Origin of the sequence: Mesorhizobium sp. M6A.T.Cr.TU.014.01.1.1 (assembly GCF_004022765.1) — a bacterium.
In the GTDB taxonomy this organism is placed as follows: Bacteria; Pseudomonadota; Alphaproteobacteria; order Rhizobiales; family Rhizobiaceae; genus Mesorhizobium; species Mesorhizobium mediterraneum.
In genome coordinates this window covers 207,622-226,673 of record NZ_RZPG01000008.1, presented here as the reverse complement: position 1 = coordinate 226,673, position 19,052 = coordinate 207,622, and the positions used below count along the sequence as shown (strand labels likewise).

General features: G+C 60.5%; 13 protein-coding genes. 3 read left to right on the top strand and 10 right to left on the bottom strand.

Annotation, left to right across the window (positions count from 1 at the left end):
* Positions 1-4 precede the first annotated feature (4 nt).
* The 4 genes from EN885_RS11775 to tagH all read right to left on the bottom strand — a co-directional run bounded on the left by EN885_RS11775 (position 5) and on the right by tagH (position 7,471).
* Complete coding sequence (locus EN885_RS11775; protein WP_128242045.1) at positions 5-772, bottom strand: protein phosphatase 2C domain-containing protein; 768 nt, start codon at positions 770-772, stop codon at positions 5-7.
* Positions 773-931: 159 nt separating this feature from the next.
* Positions 932-4,465 carry a type VI secretion system membrane subunit TssM gene (gene tssM, locus EN885_RS11770; protein ID WP_128242044.1) on the bottom strand — a complete coding sequence of 1,178 codons (3,534 nt, stop codon included), beginning with the start codon at positions 4,463-4,465 and terminating at the stop codon, positions 932-934.
* Between the two features lie 22 nt (positions 4,466-4,487).
* Positions 4,488-6,002, bottom strand: coding sequence for a type VI secretion system protein TssL, long form (gene tssL, locus EN885_RS11765; RefSeq protein ID WP_128242052.1), 1,515 nt, complete (start codon positions 6,000-6,002; stop codon positions 4,488-4,490).
* A gap of 410 nt (positions 6,003-6,412) precedes the next feature.
* On the bottom strand, positions 6,413-7,471 hold the full coding sequence (gene tagH / locus EN885_RS11760) for a type VI secretion system-associated FHA domain protein TagH (RefSeq protein ID WP_128242043.1): 1,059 nt from the start codon (positions 7,469-7,471) through the stop codon (positions 6,413-6,415).
* A gap of 203 nt (positions 7,472-7,674) precedes the next feature.
* Between tagH and tssI the strand changes: the two genes are divergently transcribed.
* Genes tssI through EN885_RS11745 form a run of 3 tightly spaced genes read left to right on the top strand, consistent with a single transcriptional unit; the run spans position 7,675 to position 10,803 of the window.
* Positions 7,675-10,002, top strand: coding sequence for a type VI secretion system tip protein VgrG (gene tssI, locus EN885_RS11755; RefSeq protein ID WP_128242042.1), 2,328 nt, complete (start codon positions 7,675-7,677; stop codon positions 10,000-10,002).
* Between the two features lie 10 nt (positions 10,003-10,012).
* Complete coding sequence (locus tag EN885_RS11750; protein WP_128242041.1) at positions 10,013-10,453, top strand: DUF6484 domain-containing protein; 441 nt, start codon at positions 10,013-10,015, stop codon at positions 10,451-10,453.
* Positions 10,453-10,803, top strand: a complete 351-nt coding sequence (locus tag EN885_RS11745; RefSeq protein ID WP_128242040.1) for a hypothetical protein — start codon at positions 10,453-10,455, stop codon at positions 10,801-10,803. The genes EN885_RS11750 and EN885_RS11745 overlap by 1 nt, the downstream gene beginning before the upstream one ends.
* Before the next feature lie 30 nt (positions 10,804-10,833).
* On the opposite strand, the gene EN885_RS11740 is transcribed toward EN885_RS11745, so the two are convergent.
* The 6 genes from EN885_RS11740 to tssM (EN885_RS11715) form a co-directional block, all read right to left on the bottom strand.
* Positions 10,834-11,814, bottom strand: coding sequence for a hypothetical protein (locus EN885_RS11740; RefSeq protein ID WP_128242039.1), 981 nt, complete (start codon positions 11,812-11,814; stop codon positions 10,834-10,836).
* Positions 11,815-11,877: 63 nt separating this feature from the next.
* Complete coding sequence (locus EN885_RS11735; protein WP_077382191.1) at positions 11,878-12,876, bottom strand: DUF4150 domain-containing protein; 999 nt, start codon at positions 12,874-12,876, stop codon at positions 11,878-11,880.
* On the bottom strand, positions 12,873-13,886 hold the full coding sequence (locus EN885_RS11730; protein ID WP_128242038.1) for a beta-ketoacyl synthase N-terminal-like domain-containing protein: 1,014 nt from the start codon (positions 13,884-13,886) through the stop codon (positions 12,873-12,875). Before EN885_RS11730 ends, EN885_RS11735 begins: the two co-directional genes overlap by 4 nt.
* Complete coding sequence (locus tag EN885_RS11725) at positions 13,883-14,989, bottom strand: DUF2169 domain-containing protein (protein WP_128242037.1); 1,107 nt, start codon at positions 14,987-14,989, stop codon at positions 13,883-13,885. Before EN885_RS11725 ends, EN885_RS11730 begins: the two co-directional genes overlap by 4 nt.
* Complete coding sequence (gene tagF, locus EN885_RS11720; protein ID WP_128242036.1) at positions 14,989-15,516, bottom strand: type VI secretion system-associated protein TagF; 528 nt, start codon at positions 15,514-15,516, stop codon at positions 14,989-14,991. Before tagF ends, EN885_RS11725 begins: the two co-directional genes overlap by 1 nt.
* Positions 15,513-19,052 (bottom strand): type VI secretion system membrane subunit TssM, encoded by a 3,540-nt coding sequence (gene tssM / locus EN885_RS11715; RefSeq protein ID WP_128242035.1) that lies wholly within the window; start codon positions 19,050-19,052, stop codon positions 15,513-15,515. Before tssM (EN885_RS11715) ends, tagF begins: the two co-directional genes overlap by 4 nt.

Below are 19,052 nucleotides of genomic sequence, written 5' to 3'. Positions count from 1 at the left end.
TGCCTCAACCTACCGCTCTGGAAGGATCGGGACGAGCCTCATGGCGCCCGTCTCCGATCTTCACGAGTACGATGGTGACATTGTCGGTTCCCCCGCGCGCCAGCACCGTTTGTAGCAGGTTTTCGCATGCCGCCTGCGGTGTCGCGGACACCGCAGCCGCCTCGATCTCGGCGTCTGTGACATGCGCTGTCAGCCCGTCGGTGCTCAACACAAATATGTCCCCCGGCATGATTTCGCCTTGCTGGAAATCGATGACGATCTCGTCGCTGACACCGACTGCATGCGTGATCACATTGCGGCGCGGCCAGGTGAGCGCTTCGGCTGCGCTGATCATGCCTCTGTCGAGAAGTTCCTGAACCTCGGTGTGGTCCTTCGAAATCTGGGAGATCGAGGCGTTGCGGATCAGATAGACGCGGCTGTCGCCCGCCCACAGGCAGGCAAACCGCCCACCCATCGCCAGCAAGGCGGCGACGGTGGAGCCAATGGTTATTCCGCGAGATTCCGATATCCTGCGGATTTCGGCGTTGGCCCGGCTCAGCCTGTCCTCGAAGCGCGCGCGAAGATCCGGTGCCGAGCTTGCAATGCCGATCGTTGCCAGATGATCGACGATGCTGGCCGAAGCGACTTCCCCGGCATCATGTCCACCCATTCCATCGGCCACCACCCACAGGCCCGTTTCGGGCTCGACCAGATAGCTGTCTTCATTGAGCTCACGGACACAGCCTCTGTGGCTAACGCCGAAGCTTTCAAAGGGAAGGGCGACATTGTTCAATTTGCCCCCAAGCGCTTCTCAGGCGTCCTCTGCGGCGCACTGTCAGGCGCTCGCTCGCGCCAGTTTGCCACAGGCTCGAACATTAGAGTATCGAAATCAACGTCCGCGCCTCTGTTGCCGAAGGACAGCGTCACCCTGTCGGGAAGCTCAATGGTCATCTCAAAACGCCTTTGGACAGCTGAACCCAGTAAGCGCGGCAAGGAAGAGAGGGTTGGGGTCCGAATTGGTCTGGATCGTATAGGCAACATCGCGCCCGCCTATCACGAAGCGGGCTTCCGTGTTGCCGCCGGTGCTGGTGATATCAGCCTTGTCCAGCAGACGCTTCAGTGCCCACGGACCGTCGAACTTGATCGCGGACTCACGGCCCGGCATTTCCGGCGCAAGGCTCAGGCTCGCTGACGCGGAAGCCATGCCGCTTGGCCAGGTCACTGTGCTTGGCGCGTTACCCGCCTGGTTGCTTTGGACAATCTGGCCATCGACGTCGAGGACCGCCGTATCGGCGTCGCCATGCAGTGAAAACGGCGTAAAGGTGATGTTGACCAACGGCACCGAACCACCTGAAGGAAAAAAGGCGTTGCGGATTTCCGCGGCCAGCTGGAAGTTTTTCAAGGTCGACTTCGACAGGTCGCGCCCAAACCGCGCATCCTGTTTCCAGCTCCAGTCCTGGCCGGTCATGTCGATTAGCGATGCGAGATTCTGTGCAAAGAACCGGTCCATCAGCCCGCCTGGAGCGAACAGTTTCGCAAAATCCGCCATCGCAATATCCTCCGGGCCATTGCCGGCGAAAGGATAACGGCCCGCAACCACCTCCTCGCAAGTGCGCGTGACCGTCTGGTCGAGCATCTGGTTCAAATTCGCTAAGGAGGTTTCTGCGACATTGCCGTCAAACTCGTCGGCGGTCGCGGTGACCATTCGGGCGAGTTGCTTGGGCAGACGCGAGACATTGGCGCGCAGGGTGGATATCTGCAGCTGTAGATTCATGTTGACGCGTTCCGTTTGCGAAGGGACATCGGCCGCCAGTTGCAGGCTCTGGTAGATGTCGCGGAAATTCTGGGTCAACGCATCGATTGGGCGGCGTCCGGCCGGACCGTTCACCAAGGCCTGGAACGATCTGAATTGCGCTTCGATATTCGCCCCAGGGTTTTGCGCGCTAGCGGACCCTGTACCGGCCCGGCTTTGCGATTTGCCGATGGCGATTTGAATGCCGATGCGGGCTAATCCCCTGGCGACATCTGCAGGGTTCTGCGTCTGGTCTTGAAGCGCGTCGGCTTCGGAACCAGCTCCTCGCGTCAGAGCTGTTTCGTCGGCGATCGCTGTAAAAAGCTGGTCGATTGGCGAGGTCGGTGACGCGGCGGCGGAGAGCGCGATATAGTGCGGCTTGTCCTTCAGCATCGCCTTGAACTTCAACTTATCGAGAACGCCGTTCCATGCCGCGGCGAACTCCCTTCCATAGCGCTCGAGAAGTTCGGGACCGAGCTTGAGCAACTCCTGATCGATGCCGCCTTGCTCGCCGCCGCCGCCGAGAACCCACTGGTCGTCGACCAGCATCTGAGCAATGCGCGAGAGTTGTCCGAGATAGAAGTTGTTGAAACCGCCATAGGTGTAGATACCGGGAACGCGAAGGCCTGACAGATCGCCACCATCGACACGCTCGAACAGCAGCTGCGCTTCCGGGCCGCCTTTCACGGAGACGGAAAAATCGTCCAGCGCTGCCGCGTATACCGCCGACTTGACCAAGGCTGAGGCACGATCGGCAAGGCTCATGCGTCCGAGCGAGCGTTGAGCGGATTCGACAAGTGGCTGGTTGAGTTCGAAAACCGGATCATAGGCGTCATCCAACGCAAGCATGGCGCGCAGATGCTTTTCGAGTTGCGCCCGTCCCGCGCGGTTGTTTTCGCCCGGATACCGGTTCTGCTCCCAATCCTGCCTCATCCAGGACACGATCAACTCGTCGTCGATCTTCGGCGCCTTGCCGCCAAGCATCAGGTAGATCTTCAGCGGTTCGTAGAGTGCGGCGGGATCAGCCATCTTGGCCTGGATCGTCCGTTCGGCCTGAAGCAGCAGGCGCGAGCGGAACATGCGCTCCAGCGCTTGCCGGTAAGCTGTTTTTGATGCCGAAAGAACTCTTTCCCGCTGACTGAGGCCGAACGTTTCCTCGATCGGTGTCGGCAATTCACTGGTGCCGAACCCAGCCGGCAGATCGCGCAACTGGTCGAGCGGGCCAATGACGTTTTCGAGGTCGACATCGGCGACCGTCGTGCTTTTGAGTAGCGGGTCTGCCGTCTCGCGATACTGGCTTATAGCTTGTGCGGTAGAGGCGATCAGCGATCTGTTGACCGTAAAGCTCAAGGCTAAGGTGCCCAGAGCCGCTGCCGCGATCAATGTTATTGCGCCTAGGCCGCCATATCTGGCGATCGCTGCACGCCTTTCGGCCGACTTGTCGTATGAAACCCACCCGGATTCCGCGAAAATGACGCCGGTCAGAAGATCATGCAAAAAGAAGCTTTTGCCCGTGCCGGAAAGATGGGCGCGAGAAGCGCTGCCGAAACTGCGACCGATTGCGCCCAGCACCTGGTCGATCGGCGTACCCTCCTGCGTGCCTGACGAAAAATAGAGTCCACGCAGGCTGACGTTCACCTGGCTGCGGGCCGGATCGAATATGGTTGCGATGAAACTGGCGATACGGCCTTTCAACGCGCCAAACTGGGCTGGAAAGCCAAAGATGGATATGCGCACGACCGGATCGGCCTCTTCCTGCAGGCGGTCGGCCATCTCGTCTGCCAGGCGTTTTGCCAATGCGTCGAATTCGGCTGGTGACTCACCGACCATGTTCTTGCTGCGATCGGCAGTCTGGAATGTCGCGCCCCATACTTTGCGGCGGTGCTGCTCGTCGAAACCGCCAAAATAATCCATGAAACCGGAGACAAGGTCGGCCTTGGTGAAGAGCAGGTACACCGGGAACCGGATTTTCAGTGTTTCGTGAATTTCGCGTAGACGGCTGCGTATCTCAACGACATGAACACCAAGCTGCTGATCATCGAGGCTCATGAGATCGGCAAGGCTGATGGCCAGAATAACGCCGTTTATCGGTTGCCTGGCGCGGTATCTCTTGAGCACCGACAAGAAGGCGAGCCAGCTCTTCTTGTCGCTCTGCGCGTTGGAATCCTGCGTCGTGTAGCGTCCGGCGGTGTCGATCAGCACCGCCTGGTCGGTGAACCACCAGTCGCAGGATCGCGTGCCGCCAACGCCGGCGACCGGCTGGGCGTCCCCCGAACCGGCAAGCGGAAAATTCAGACCCGAATTGACCAACGCCGTTGTTTTGCCGGCACCAGGCGGGCCGATGACGACGTACCAGGGGACCTCGTACAGGAAATTGCGCTTGCCGCTCGACCGCTTGAGCGCAGCGATGGCCTCATTCATACGAGCCTCGAGCACCTGCGAATCGTCATCCTTGTCGTCGTTGCGGGCAACTATAGTCTCGATCGCTTTTTGCGCCTTTCGCATTTGCCAGAAACGAAATCCATAGAAGAGCGTCACGGTCGCAACGATCACGCCGATGATCGTCACGCGCAGCCAGACGGGTGCCAGCGGGCGGGTATCGGCAAAGCGGATCAAGGGGCCGGCAAACCAGACGGCTGCCGCGAAACCGGCCGACGCGATGACGCTGAATATCCGCAGCAGCCAACGCGTCATGGGCGCTTCCAAATGGCCGTGCTCACAATGTCTCCTCCTTGGGGATCATCACATCGACGCGGCGATTCTGGGCGCGGCCTTCCGGCGTCGCATTGTCGGCGATCGGCTCGTCCTCACCCTTGCCCTCGACCGTGATCCGCGAAGGCTTGCTGAACCTCGGCGCCATCATCGCTTCGACAGCCTTCGCCCGGGCGACCGAAAGGTCGAAGTTGGATTTGAATGCGCTCGATTTTCGCGGCTTCACATTGTCCGTATGGCCGACGATCCTGATCGGTCCGGGCTCGGGTTCCAGCGCGGCGGCGATGTCTGCGGCAATCGGCTGAAACTCCGGGTTTATCTCGGCCCTGCCGGACTGGAACAACAGGACGTTGTTGATCTCCACCACAATGAACATACCCTGCGTGCCGACGGCCAGCCCACCGCGTGCGATATCCTTGGCCAGTGCGGCACGGATGCGATCGATCTGGTTGGTGGCGGCGGGCTGGGTAACTTTCATCGGCTCAGCCAACGGCACCACGCTGGCGCGTTCGATGGCGATCGGCGTCGATGGATTGAGCGCCAGCAACCCGCCGGCAAGGGCGTCGCCCTCGTTCGTGATGAGGACCCGCAAAGCGAAGAATGTCGCTGTCAGCAGCGCCGACGCTGCGGCCGCAATGACCCAGAGCGGCAACCGGGCCGACGACTGTACGCTTGACACCGCCAAGCTCTGCCAGTGGGGCGAGATGTCTTCGTCGGCGCGCGCCCTGAAATAGCGAAGCGTTTCGTATACGTCGCGTCGAACGCGCTCGAGATTAGTGTCCTCGCGTGCGAGGCCCCGATACTGGCCTTCGAACCCAAGCGACAGGCAGGCATGCATCAATTCAAGCAGGTCGTAGTGTGCCTCCGGCGCGGCCAATATCTTGTTCAGTGCTTCGTAGAAGCCCGCGCCGGTGGGCACAGCGTGAAAGAACTGCGACAGCATGCTGTGCTGCTCCCAGGCGTCTCTCTTGGGCCAAGGCAGGTTGCCGATGAGGTCGTCAGCGGTTCCGCAGAGGGCAAATTTTGCGATCCGCGCATCTTCTTCGGGAACGCCGGCTTTCTGCATTGTCCGGTCGAATTTTTCGATCGCCTCGGCGACATGTTCCGCTAGTTGTTCCGCCTGTCTTTCGACGGGCATGAGCCTGAGCTGGCCAAACAGCATCAGCAAAGGCGCGGCCGCGGCGAGGATCTGGTTTGCTGCGGAATATCTGACGCCGTCCGTAGCATTCAGCAGGATTTCCTGCTGGATGGCTGGCTTCGGCATCGCCGCAAAGGAACCGGTTCCCGTCGCGGCGCCGGAATCTGCACCCTGATAAATCACGGTTCCGGATGTCCAGCCCGGCGGCGTGTGCTGACCGACACCCGGATCGAAAACAGTTGAATCCTTAGCCCGCGAGGGACCGGGCCGCCCACTGTCAGGAATAGGCCCCTGAGGAGTTGGCGCTGATCCTTCCGCGCGGCGCGGCGCGCGAATGACGGTCTTGCCCGCTGGACCGAACGGCTTGTCCTTCGAGTTCATCGCCAGACGTCCGTCCACGCCCGGTTCCTGCGTTTGCGCCACAGGGTGGCAAAACGGTCCCTGGTCAGGCGCAGGAAATGCAGGCGCTGCTGACGAGGGCAGCGTCTGGAGGGATATCGGCTACAAAATTCTATCCCGCCGTAACATGACATGTGCCGCAGACCCCCAGGTTAATCAGCCTTACCCGCTGGCGAACTGTCGTAAGTGATCGTAAGCTCAGAAACGGTCGATTGGAACCAGATGCAGGGCTGCGAAAGGATTTTCTTCGCCAATTACAGCGCTGCGTCCTTCGGGCTCGCAAAGGACGCTCTAATAGTTTCCGCTTGCCGCATGATGCGTTCCGCAGCCGAAGGTCAACGCAGCAAACCGATCCGATTTCCGGGGCATCTGCCAGGTTTAGTCTTCCCGGTCTATTTTTGCTTGTCGGCTTTGGCATAGGCTTCGCTGAAATAGGCCAGGAATATGTCCAGCATTCCGTTTTCGTGTGTTTCTTCCATGGTCCGCCATTTGGCGACAAAGGCGTCCCAAGCCAAGCTCTTCTTCGAAGTGAATGACGCTGGCGGAAGTTTCTTGCCGATCGCCTCGGGAGAGAGGTCGTCAAGCAGTCGGGAGAGCGCAGCTTGCATGGCTGCGTAGGTGGCAAATTCGTGCGTCTTGAGGTCGCGGAATGCATCTTCGATACTATGCTTGGCATCAAGATAGCCGGCTCTGCGTCGTGCAAACATGATTTCAAGGATGTCGTCGGTTCCCGGGACGAACTTCAAGGGATTGTTATCCGCAGCACTTATCATCGTCCGATGTGTGCTCTTGGCCAGTATTTTCGCAGCCGCACGTGCCTTCAGCAGCAAGGCCAGTTCCTCGACGACCGTTCGAAGCACCGCGCCGATTTCGGCAGCTACTTCATGCGGATCACGCGATTGAAGCAAGTCCGGCGCGATCCCGGCTCCGATCGCGATTTCCCGCAGCACCTCGTCTCTCGTCGAAGGGAGAGGCGCGGGCGGCGATGACGTCGGCACCGGTGCTCGCTGTCCGGGCCGTTGATCTACCGGATTGAAGAAAGGCTCGCCTCCGAAGTCCAGCGGCCGACCGGAGGTGACTGGCATTTCTCGTTGCGTCGAACCGTGCCTGCTTTGAGGATGACCCTCCGTGGTGCGCTCCTCGTCAATCGATACCAAGATGACGTAGCGGCCGATCAACAACCGATCTCCATGGTCAAGCCGATGCGGGCCGGCCATGCGATGGGTCGATCCGTTGATGAAGGTCCCGTTGCGCGAGACATCGTGCAGCCAAAACGCGCCTGCCTCGTATCGAACGTCGCAGTGTCGGCCGGAGATGAACTTGTCAGGGTCGGGCAAGGTCCAGTCACAGGCCTCGCGGCCGATTTCGAAGCTGCGATCACGTGCTGAGTAGCCGGTCGAAATACCGGCGGGCAGGGAGTCGGCATTGTTAATCTGCAGCCTGATGAACATTCAAAAATCGCCGTCGATCGCCTGTCGCGAAACTCACTCGGGACATCCCATTATACCAGCAATTTGTGAGCGCGGCGGCACAGAAGCTTTCAAGACGATGATTCGAAAGGTAACCAGGCCGCAGCACCGGTCCGGTCCCCTTTGGTCGCTGGAAGACATGTGCTAGGCTCAAGCAGAAACGAGCGGCGGGAGGGGCAAGACCCATGCCGAACGAACGTGCCACGGTTGTGCAGACGCCGGTTGGCGCTGAGCTGTTGACCTTCACGCATCTTGTCGGGCGCGATGAGATCAGTCGTTGTCTGGCCTATACGGTCGGGTTCGTGAGCAGCAGCCCCGATATCGATCCGCTGAAGATGCTGGGCGGTGCGGTTTCGATCGAAGGTGAATCCGATCCGAAACGCTGGTTTAGCGGCCTTGTGTCCGAATTTCGGCTGACCCGGATCGAGGACCGTCTGGCGTACTACGAAGCAGCCATCAGGCCATGGCTCTGGTTTCTCGGCAATACGACCGACTGCCGCATTTTCCAGAACATGAGCGTCATCGAAATCGTCGAAGAGATTTTCTCGAAATACAGCACGGCAAAGTACGAGAAGCGCTTGCAAGGGTCTTATCCGCCGCGCGAGTACTGCGTCCAGTACGACGAGACCGATCTCGATTTCGTGCAGCGGCTGCTCGAGCACGAGGGCATCCTGTATTTCTTCGAGCATGACGAGGGCAAGCACACGCTTGTGCTGGCCGACGCCATGAGCAAGCTCAAGCCGGCGCCGGGCTATGAGAAGGTGCCTTATCACTTTGAAGGGCAGGGCTCCCGGCGCGATGTCGAATACATCACCGAATGGATTCCGGGCAGTTCGGTGCGGCCGGGCGCCTATGTCCATACCGACTATGATTTCAAGAAGCCGGGCGCCGACCTGATGGCCAAATCCGCCCAGCCGTTCAGTCACAAGCTGGCCGCGGGCGAGAATTACCGCCAGCCCGGCGCGCATCTCGACGTCGGTCGCGGCGACAGCCTGGCCGCGATCCGGCGCGAGGAAATCCAGGCCGTGCACCAGCGCATTGCCGCTGTCGGCACCGTGCGCGGGCTATATTCGGGCTGCACGTTCGAGCTGGACGGCTTCCCGCGCGAAGACCAGAACCAGGAGTATCTGGTGGTCAGCGCCGAATACCGGCTGTTTGATCCCGGCTACAGAGCCCTTGCCGACGTCGAAAGCGAGAACTTCAAGGTGATCCTCGGCGTGGCGCCGACCGCCTTGGCCTATCGCCCGCCGCGGGTCACGACACGGCCGATCATGCGCGGCCCGCAGACGGCGACGGTGGTCGGTCCGTCCGGCGAGGAAATTTTTACCGACAAATATGCACGGGTAAAAGTCCAGTTTCACTGGGACCGTCTCGGCAAGAAGGACCAGAACAGTTCTTGTTTCGTGCGGGTGTCGCAGACCTGGGCCGGCAGTGGCTGGGGTTTCATCCAGATACCGCGCATCGGCCAGGAGGTGATCGTCGACTTCATCGAAGGCGACCCGGATCTGCCGATCATCACCGGCCGCGTCTACAACGCCTCGCAGATGCCGCCCTACGGATTGCCGGGCAGCGCCACGCAATCCGGCTGGAAGTCCGACTCGTCAAAAGGCGGCGGCGGTTACAACGAGCTGATGTTCGAGGACAAGGCCGGCTCTGAACTGGTCAATTTCCAGGCGCAGAAGGACCACAACCTTCTGATCAAGAACGACCGCACCAAATTGGTGCAGCACGACCAGTCCGACCGCATCGACCACGACGCCAAGCACTCCGTCGGCCACAACCTCGACGAGGACGTCGGCAACAACAAGACGGTCAAGGTCGGCGTCGACCAGACAACTGATATCGGCAACAACGATACCGAGACCGTGGGGGTGGATCGCTCGCTGACGGTGGGGTCGAACGAGACGATCGGTATTGGGTCGAACTCTACGGAGACGATCGGCGCCAACCACACGCAGACCGTCGCGCTCGTTCAGACGGTGACCGTTGGCGCGGCGCGTATCGACAGTGTCGGCGCTGCGGAGACGAGGACCGTGGGTGCGGTTCAGACCAATACCATCGGCGCGTCGCGCTCGGTGACTGTCGGCATCGGTCAAAGCCACGATATCGGCGCGTCGGACAGTTGGAAAGTCGGAGCAAGCCAAAGCATACAGATCGGTTCCGATCAGGGCGTCAAGATCGGCGGTGCCCAGAACACGCAGATCAGTAAGACGCATATCATCAAGGTCGGCGAGGACGCTTCGACTCAGGTCAATGGGGCGCACGAGCTCAAGATCGGTAAAAAGAGCCTCACCCAGGTCGGCGAGGACGCGGGCATCGTGGTCGGCAAGAACCTCACCATTGAGGCCAAGGATTCCGTCACCATAAAAACCGGCAGCGCCGAGATCATTATGAAAAAGGACGGAACGATTACCATCAAGGGTAAGGATATCACTGTTAAGGGTTCGGGAAAGATAAACGTCAATGCTTCGAGCGACATCATCATGAAAGGCTCGGAGATAAAGCAGAACTGAGGACGCGCCCATGAACGACATCGACGAACGGATCAATGGAGTGGTGATTGGTCTGCTGCTTGGGTTCGACCGAGGCATACCGCTCGTGGTATTTCCCGGCAATCCAGTAGAAGCAGCCTTACCGGCAAATAGTCTGACCGAACTGTCGTCTGACATGATCGGGATGGAAGTGGCGCTGTTGTTCGAAAACGCCAATCCGCGTAAGCCGCTAATCGTTGGGCGAATTGTCGATCCCGCAAAACGACAGGCAAACAGCCGCCGGAGCGACAGTCATGTGGTGCGCGACGGTGAAACGGTGAAGATCAGTTCGAGCGAGCGGCTTGAGCTGAGGTGCGGCAAGTCGGTCATCATTATGGAAAAGGATGGCCATCTCACCATACGGGGCACCAATCTGGTCAGCCACGCCAGCGCCTCCAACCGCATCCGTGGCGGCTCGGTGAATCTGAACTGATGCTAAGGCCGCCTATTCTCGAACACATTGTACGTCAGCACGCGGAAATGGCGGCTTTCCTCTGGACAGTCTACGACCACCATCTACTCCATCCCGGCGAAAACCCCGAGGTCGACGAGGAGCGCGTGGAGCGGCTCATAGAGCGACTGGAGGCACATTTGCTTGGGCTGCGTATTGCGGGTGTCGACGGCAAGCGTATCGCAAAGGAACGTTTCGACGAGTTTTCCGAAGCAGGGGAACTTTTTGTGATCCGGATGCTGGAAGCGACGAGTCCTCTCCCTCTCAAGCAGTTGAACCTCGAACAAGTGCGCAAATACCTGACTGCCAAGTTGCCAGTGGCTGGTATCTGAAGAACGTTTGTGCGGCCTTCCCTCTGCCACTTACGACAAAGTGTAAGTAACCTCGACCCAATCGCCTCCATCCAGCTTGTAGATTTGATGCGGGGCGAACGCCACCAGCAATCCGGCATAGCTCGAGACGTTTATGAAACTTTCGTCGACGCTAGGCAGCGACGGTTCGAACGGCTCCATCACGCCGGTCCACCGGAAAAGTGTGCCGTCGAAGTACACAAGGTTCCCTTGTTCTGTTCTTTTGATGTCCCAGAACGACTTCTTCTTGCCGAATGCGAATACGTCGCTGAATTCCTGGAAATCGGGTGTCGAGACAATCCGTCCATTGGTTGTGAAAATCTCGATGGATCTGCCTGCCTCCAGCATCTCGACGACAGTTCCAGGATGATCAAAGTCCGCTTGGCTCCACGAACCGTCGTATGCCCAAACCACAGCTTTATCCGGTACCTTCGCCGCCAATATCGCGCGCGCGAGACGTCGGCCATCGCCGGCTTGGCTCGCAGCATCAATCTCTGCTGTACTCTTGAATCGCTTCGTCTCCGTTCCGCCAAAATACAGTCGGCCTTTGTGTTCGACAGCGCAGAAGTAGACCAGGTTCGTTGACCCATCATCGCTGCCTTTCGGGCCCGCGAGAAACCTCCAGCCCTCCGACGGCGTCCGCATGTAGACTTGCCCCCCATAGCCGAGCGCCAATAGTCGATTGCCGATCTGCAGTATCTTTGTCATGCGGCCGAACTTCATCGCACCTTTGGAGGCGAATCCAGCTCCGGGTATCTGCTCACGTTGACTGACGGCTTCGGAAAAATATGCCACCTCCCCCTCTCCAGTCAGTCCAACGGCTTGGGCCTTGAAGGGCGGTTGCAAGGCCGTGAAAGAGATCAGGTCCGCGACCTCCTCCCGACGCCGAAGCACAACCGAATCATCGGCAACGCGGCCGGAGGCGACGAGCCGGTCATCGTCTTCTCCCGGTGTCGCTTTGAACAGGATATAAAGGGTCCTGTCCACGCTCACGACACCTCCTGTTATCTCTGGTTTTCGCTTCATTGGTTGTTCAATACTCCCTTGGCATCGATCTCACGCGGGCAAATGCTGCCTGTTCAGCACGCCCTTGGCGGCGGAACTCATATTGCTGGAACTCTTCTCCGCACGAGCATACTTGTCCTTGATTGCCTCTGTTTGCTCGGTCACCTTTTCAGATGCCACTTCGAAGCAGTCGGCGGACACAGGATCATCGACCAGCTCAGCAAGAGCATCCAAACATTGGTTTCTTATTTTATCTACCTTCTCGACGCCGCGTGGGTTGGCTCTTGTTGCGACTTGCTCGCCGAGTTCGGTCAAAGCATTGTCCAGGTGATGGTGCACAGTAACGTCCTCGCCGGTCGGCGGTCGAGCGGCCGAGTGGTTCACGCGAGGGATGCAGATGCAAATGCCTTGGTCCCGGCTGGGAAACGGTGGGTTCCCCATTCGATCCTCACTATTGACGCGAAAACAGCGGTCTGGGACGATATGGTGAGCTTGGTACGCTACACCATTTGTCCCCGGCTTAGCCAATGGATCAGTAGGGTCCTTTTTTTGGTTACATTTGTCGTGGATGTCCTCGAAGCTGCCGACCATGCAGTCTGCATCGCCAGGAATTCCGAATGCCGGCTTTCCGACGATCACCATTGGAGGCGTATCGCCGGGATCGGTTCCGTGATTGCTGGTGGCCATGTCGCCGAGTCGAACGACGCCCTTGCTCTCGACCTTGACGTCCGACGACCAGCCGTGAGCGTAAACCTTGCCCGTATTTGTTGAAGTGATCAGCCCTTTTTTTGCCGCCGCCCCAGCCTCATCGCCACTACATTTCTTATAGTAGCTGCTATTTTCTTGGCTGATAGGCTTGTTGCCGATCTTCACGGTTCCGCTACCTGACGTCAGGTCGGAGTCGAAGCCGAAATCAGGGTACGGGACGGGTACGCCTGGCGGGGTTGCCGGATTCTCGGGCGGGGTGAAACATGTGTCGGGAAAGTCTGCAATGACCTTGCATCCTTGCGCCTCTGCCGAGATTTCTCGCCCGTTCGCGAAGACAGTCATCTTGCCTCCACCACGGCCGCGCCGCATGCGCCGTCATCGCCCGAGGCTTCGATCAGGATCGGTCCAGATGGCGCGTAGCCACGTTGTATCGCCGACAGCGCCCAGCCCAGCATGACCGGTACAGCGGCCGCCCCGATATTCCCCAAGCTCGCGCCCAACGCCCATATTGGCCGCACCTCCGAGTGCTCGCGCTGAGTGCGCAGCATGGCGAGGGCGGACTGCTGGAACCAATACGCTTCGCCGATGAGATCTCCAATCTTGAGAGTGATATCTGAATGGAGGCGCCCTGAACCGGCAAATGCTTCCTTGTAGGCCGTTGCCATCGCTTCCCCTCGGAAAGGAATATCCATCTCGTTGTAAATATGAGCTTTCTCCCGTGCCAGACCGAGCCCTGTGAGGTGCATGGTGCCGCCCCTGCGCGCGCAGAGAATCGCAGCAGCGGCCTCTCCCGGAATGAATCCGTTCGAGTTCCGGGGTGTGAGCAACCGCTGCCGGGCGAGATAATGGTTGATAGTTTGGGAGGTCAGATAGCTGTCCACCCCGACAATTATCACAAAAGGAGCCGCATTGGAGGCGAGCAGGCGACGGGCCGCGTCTAATGCAACGTGGCCTGATGGGCGGCCATAGGCGACGACGCGGGAGGCAGTAGGACCGGCGATTTCTGTGATTTGCTCGATCTGAGCAAGCAGGTGTCGGCTGTCAGGCGCCAGACGCCCGGGGCGATCCTCCTCAGCCAGGCAAAGAACGAGGGCCGTGCGGCCCCGGGCCTCGGGCATCCCTTCGAACGCTTCGACAATGGCTGCGGCGGCCATATGGGCAAGGCGCTTTGCGCCCATCCAGTTGCGCGGCAGCGGAACGGGCGCACCGATCAGCCACTCGCCGGCGGCGCCAAGAAAACGCGTCTCCTGGAAACCGTCAAGACGGGCGCGCATCGCGGCGCAACTCGAGGGCGTGTCGAGGCCGACTGCCGTTACCATGCCCGCCGAGACGATGTCGAGGTCAGCGTTCATGCAGCTTCGCCCTCTTCATAGCGAAGCGGAGTGTTGAACTTGCGGATGTAACGTTTGCGCTTGGCAAAGGCGAGTTGCATGCCGCGTGTTGGCGGACCGATCCAGCATTCCGAAAAATCGAGGATCGTGCGCTGGAGGCGCTGCTGCACCCGCCAGACCAACGAAAACCGCCGCTTCTCCGGATCAAACAACACCGTATCTGGCAGAGGCTCGCCCTCAAACGCTTTTTCGCGCCCTTTGAACAGCGTCAGCGGCAGCGCCGTGTTGGGCAGGCGGAAGCTTTCCTTTCCAGCCGGCGTCAGGTTGATCAACTGCACGTCCTCTCCGCCCCTTGGATTGTCGATCTGCTGGTCCGGCGGCGCCATCTGAAAATAGCGCTCGTCGAAGTCTGGCGGCAGGAACGGAAAAATATTGTCGATCCAGTTCTGGTCGTAAGTGCCGCCATATTCGATGCGTCCCGGCCAGCCACGGCCCATCGGACCAAAGCTCATCGGCTTGTAGTCGCTGAAGGGCGAGCGGATTTCTTCGCCGACAGCTTGCGTATTCGGTAGCCGCAGGCCGGGAATGAGGCGCTGGTTTTTGGTCCGCGACCAGCCGGTTCCGACCGGGTTGTATCTATAGCTGGCGGGAAGCTGGTCCTCCGGGTCCAGTCTGTCGACGCCGCCCCAAGCGACGTCGTAGGAGATGGGCAGTTTCAGGAAGGGCTGCGGCGACGTGGCGGTAAAGACCGGGCCGACTGAGCGCCATTCGCGGTGGCCGACGACCTCGAAGAGTTTCGACCAATTGCCTACTTTGATACCGACCGGCACGCGCTCGGCCGGTCTGCCGTTTGGTGCGTAAGCACAGCCATTGGCGACAACGTCGCAGCGCGGCTTGCGGAAGGCGAAATCGGTTTCCCACAGCGTGGCCGAATAGCCGGGCTCGCCCGTCTGGGTGTCGGCAAAGACGAGTGGCACCTGCTCGGCAGATTTGCGCACCGGTCCGCCGGGTGTCGTAGGAAAGTCGAATGTGCCTTTTACCACCACGACGATCCACTCATGGCCGGCCTTGTCCGTGCCCATGGTGAATTGGTGCGGATAGCCCATCTGGTTCCAGATCTGCATCAGCTGGTCTCCCAGCTGGCGGCGAGGATTTGCTCCAGCGTCGCTTGCGGAGCTTGCGGATCAACATCGAAAATGTCGGAGTGCGCGGTCCACATCACCATATCGCTGATGACCTCTTCACCCGACTCGACCGGCGGCACCGGCAGTGCGGCCAAAGCGGTATCCAGTTCGTCAGGCGTCAGCTCGCCATGCTGGGCGGCGATGGCCGCTTCTTCGATCCCGAAAAACCACGCATCGGCCCGAGCCAGTCGAACGGAAGCGTCAGGAAGCTGCGCAACGATGCTCAAAGGGAATTGCCTGCCGACCCTGTCGGCGCTCTGCAGAATAATGCCTGCCGATGCGCCAAAGGAAGCCGGGCCGGCCAGGAAGCGTAGCGCGGTGGTATTCGGCCAATTTTCCAAGCCCATCAGCGGGACGATGTGCTGCGCCAGCCAGCGGTCCCAGCTGCGCACAAAGTCCCCCGGCAGCCGCCGCGTGACGAAATCGCCGGTGGCGGGCATCTTGCCGTAAAAGCCTGGCAGGATCATATCTGCGGCGGACATGAGAATTTCTTGAACATCTGCAAATTGTAGGGATTTTCGACGCTTGCCGCCTTGAGCTCGAAATCGGCGTACATGCCTTGCGTACCCAGTCGCAGGCTGTAGACGTCGGACAGCGAGGTACCGGTGAAGCGGCCGCTGCGCAGCAGCCTCAGCCACGCCCAGCTGCCGGTCTCATTGAGCAGGATCTCGGGCGAGCCGTCGATCGGCTGGAAGGCGAGCGAGATGACCCCGGTGCCGTCCTTGCCGGGCCAGGTCATTGGCTGCGGTCGCGTCGCGTTGTTGTAGTAGACGAGGTTCTGGCCATCGAGATTGAGCGTCACCCGCGTGACGTTGGGAGACAGATCCTTCGGTTCGAGCGTGAAGCTCATCACCGGGCCCGTACCGCCTGGAAAGAGATCGTCGCGGATCCGCCTGGCCTGTTCGAATGCCGCCAGAGCCGCTGGGTCCAGGCCGAAGTCGGCGCGCCATTTCCATGGCTGGCTGGCGGTATCGACATAGCTGATCAAATGGTCGTTGATGAAGGCGTCGATCATCCCGGCCGGCCCGAACAGGCGAGCGAAATCGCGGACATTGACGTCCACGGCGCTTTCGGGGCTGAACGGATAGCGGTCGTTCAGCGCTGCTTGGCAGAATGGCAGGATGTCGGCGCGCCAAATGGCGTTAAGCTCCGAGGTGACCGCCTTCTGTGTCAGGCCGCTGGTGTCGCCGGCGATGCCGCCGAGCCAGTCGTCGATCGGATCGGGCAGGATCTGCGCTTGCCTGGCGACCGCTCCCGTCAGTTCGGCCAGCCCACCCTGCTTCTTGATGGCGTCCTGCGGGTCGGGATTGGCCGTGACCGTCTGCAGCACGTTCGAAAGTGCGGTCAGCGCCACCACCGCGGCGTCGAGTGCCGGCGGCTGGCCGTCGACCTCGGCAATCGCCCCCTTGAGCGGCTTGAAATGTTCGGCCACGAGATTGCCGGTAAGATCCACCTCGTCGGCGGAACCCGCGCGTGGCAGCAGTTTTGCCCCTGTCTTCACGATCTTTCCAAGCTTCCCCAGCTTGCTGAGCAGTTTCGAGCCGCCCTTGGCTGCCGCCTTGTTGTCGGCCGGCGCTGCTTCATCGGATCGGGTAAGCTCGGTCTCCTGGACGACCGCCGTAAGCAGCCGCTTCAGCGCGGAGTCAGCACTCGAAAGGTCCTTGAGGTTCTCGCTGGCGACATTCAGGTCGGCCAATGGCGCGAGCCTGATATCGCGCAGGATGCTGTCCCATTGCGCGATGTAGTCTTCGTAATAGAGTTTCAGAATATCCTCCGACAGTGCCGAGACCGAGGTTTCGGAATTTTCCGAACAGCCTCCGGCGAAGACCGCCCGATCGAGTGCGGCCTGGGCGGCGACATCCTCGATCCGGTCGAGAATGGCATCGTGGAAGCCGGAATAGGTGAACGCGCCCGAAATGCCGACGCGCAGCGTCTTGTCGGAACGCCGTGCAAAAACCTTGGCGCCGTTGGGGCCGGCGAAATTCGCCGGGATCCATTCCTTGAGGCCGGCCACCGCCGGATCGGCCAGCAACTGTCTGTAGGCACGCGCCGGCAGCGAAATCGTGCAAACCGTTTTCAGCGCCTCGGCAACCAGCGCCTGATCCGGCGCGATGTAGCTGTCGTCGACCGCCATGCGACGGATCGCGGCAAGCTGGTGCTCTTCCGCGTCGGCTGTCGGAAACGGCGCCGCAGGTGCAAATTCCGGCAAGTCGTTGACCCACCAGCTCTGGACGTAATCGGCGTCCATCTGCGACAGGCCCGTCATCATGCGATAGGTCTTCAGCGCCCCCAGCATGAAATCCGGATCGCGGATCTGCCGCCACATGGTCGCCTCTAGCAGAGCGACCATGTGCGGCTCGAGGACGTTGCGCAAAGCGTGCTCGTAAGTGTCGGCCTGCGCCCGCAGCAGCTCCGCCGACGCCGATGGCCCCAGCAGGTCCTGGGCGCTGCTCGGCGGTGCGGTACGGGCATTTGCGACCTCGGCCATCGCATTGAGCGCGCTGTCGATGGCGGGCTGCTCCACCGATGCCGGGCTCGCGGCTGCCGCGGTCAGCGGCGCCTGCAGCGCTTCGAACTGGCCCGCCTGCGCTGCGATCGCATTGCGGTTGTCATAGTAGGACCAGGTGAACATCGCACCGGCCAGCAGGGCGGCGGCGGCACAGGCGGCCGCGGCGCCACGCCAGATCCAGGCGCGGCGGCGCTGCGCCAGCGGATCGAACGTCCCCAGGCCGGCTTCCCTGAAAATGACCTCGGTCAGCAGGTTCTTCAGGAAAAAGCTCCGTTTTTCAATGCGCGGCGCCGGCATGGCCCGCCGCGGCGGAAGACCGAAGGATGAAGACAGCGCCGCGGTCAGCCGGTCGATGGGCGCCCCTTCCTGGGTCGCTGACGTCAGATACAAACCGCGCAGCCAGGCGGCTTCTTCGTATCGGCTTTCACCGAACATTGCCTCGATCAGCACCTGGATCGGCTCGGAAAGGCTTGTGAGCTGAGCGGGAAACCTGAAGATCTCGGCGCGGACGGCAAGTTTGTCCTCGTCCTCCAGGCGCGGCACCAGCCGCCGCTCGAGTTCCGTGGCAAGGATGGCGATTTCCCGCTCTATGGTCTTTGCATCCACACGCGCATCCAAAGCAAAGGTTGTCCCCCACACCTGTTCGCGCGAGGCCGTCGATAACCCCCCGAAGAAAGCCTCGAAACCCTTGATCAGATCGGCCTTGGTCAGCATCAGATAGACTGGAAGGCGGATTTCGAGCCGGTCGTTGAGCTCGGCCAGACGACGACGGATCTTGCGGCCATGAGCCTTGATGGCTTCGTCGCCCTCTGAAAGCGCGTCGATCGACAGCGCGACGATCACGCCGTTGAGCGCCCGGCGGCCGCGGTGCTTTTTCAAGAGGTCGAGGAAGCCCAGCCATTCAGCCGCATCGACGTCGGGCTGGCTCTCCTGCTGCACGTAGCGGCCCGCCGTGTCGATCAGAACGGCGTTCTCAGAGAAAAACCAGTCGCAGTTGCGCGTGCCGCCAACCCCCTGCAGGTCGTCGGTGAGATCGATCGGAAAGTTCAGACCGGACTGGCGCAAAGCCGTGGTCTTGCCGGTGGCCGGTGGCCCAACGATCACGTACCAAGGCATCTCGCGCAGGAACTTGCGTCCGCCCAGCCTGCGACGCTTCAATTCGGCCATCACCTCGGCGAACTTCGCACCGACTGCGGCGACGTTCTCTTCGCCGGGGCTCAGCGGTTTTTCAACCGCTGGCGCAGCGATTTCGGCGACGAACATGCGGTTGGCTCGAATCGCCCGGCGCTGCGCGACGATCAGCCAGATCAGCCAGAAGATGACCAGCAGCGCAATGATGACGATGCGCACATTTTCCGAGGCGAAGGGTTCGTAAGCACCAACCTTCACGATCGGGCCGAACACCCAGATAACCAGGGAAAGCAGCGTGATGCCGATCAGCGTCCACAGCCAGCGCGATGTCAGAACCGCCCAGAGGAAGCGCAGGATGAACAT

Excerpts from the sequence above, each read along its gene's own strand:
- EN885_RS11735 (WP_077382191.1), bottom strand. The coding sequence starts at position 12,876 with ATGACTGTCTTCGCGAACGGGCGAGAAATCTCGGCAGAGGCGCAAGGA.
- EN885_RS11750 (WP_128242041.1), top strand. The coding sequence starts at position 10,013 with ATGAACGACATCGACGAACGGATCAATGGAGTGGTGATTGGTCTGCTG.
- tagH (WP_128242043.1), bottom strand. The coding sequence starts at position 7,471 with ATGTTCATCAGGCTGCAGATTAACAATGCCGACTCCCTGCCCGCCGGT.
- tssM (WP_128242035.1), bottom strand. The coding sequence starts at position 19,052 with ATGTTCATCCTGCGCTTCCTCTGGGCGGTTCTGACATCGCGCTGGCTG.
- tssL (WP_128242052.1), bottom strand. The coding sequence starts at position 6,002 with ATGAACTCGAAGGACAAGCCGTTCGGTCCAGCGGGCAAGACCGTCATT.
- tagF (WP_128242036.1), bottom strand. The coding sequence starts at position 15,516 with ATGATCCTGCCAGGCTTTTACGGCAAGATGCCCGCCACCGGCGATTTC.
- EN885_RS11745 (WP_128242040.1), top strand. The coding sequence starts at position 10,453 with ATGCTAAGGCCGCCTATTCTCGAACACATTGTACGTCAGCACGCGGAA.
- EN885_RS11725 (WP_128242037.1), bottom strand. The coding sequence starts at position 14,989 with ATGCAGATCTGGAACCAGATGGGCTATCCGCACCAATTCACCATGGGC.
- tssM (WP_128242044.1), bottom strand. The coding sequence starts at position 4,465 with ATGACGCGTTGGCTGCTGCGGATATTCAGCGTCATCGCGTCGGCCGGT.
- EN885_RS11730 (WP_128242038.1), bottom strand. The coding sequence starts at position 13,886 with ATGAACGCTGACCTCGACATCGTCTCGGCGGGCATGGTAACGGCAGTC.
- tssI (WP_128242042.1), top strand. The coding sequence starts at position 7,675 with ATGCCGAACGAACGTGCCACGGTTGTGCAGACGCCGGTTGGCGCTGAG.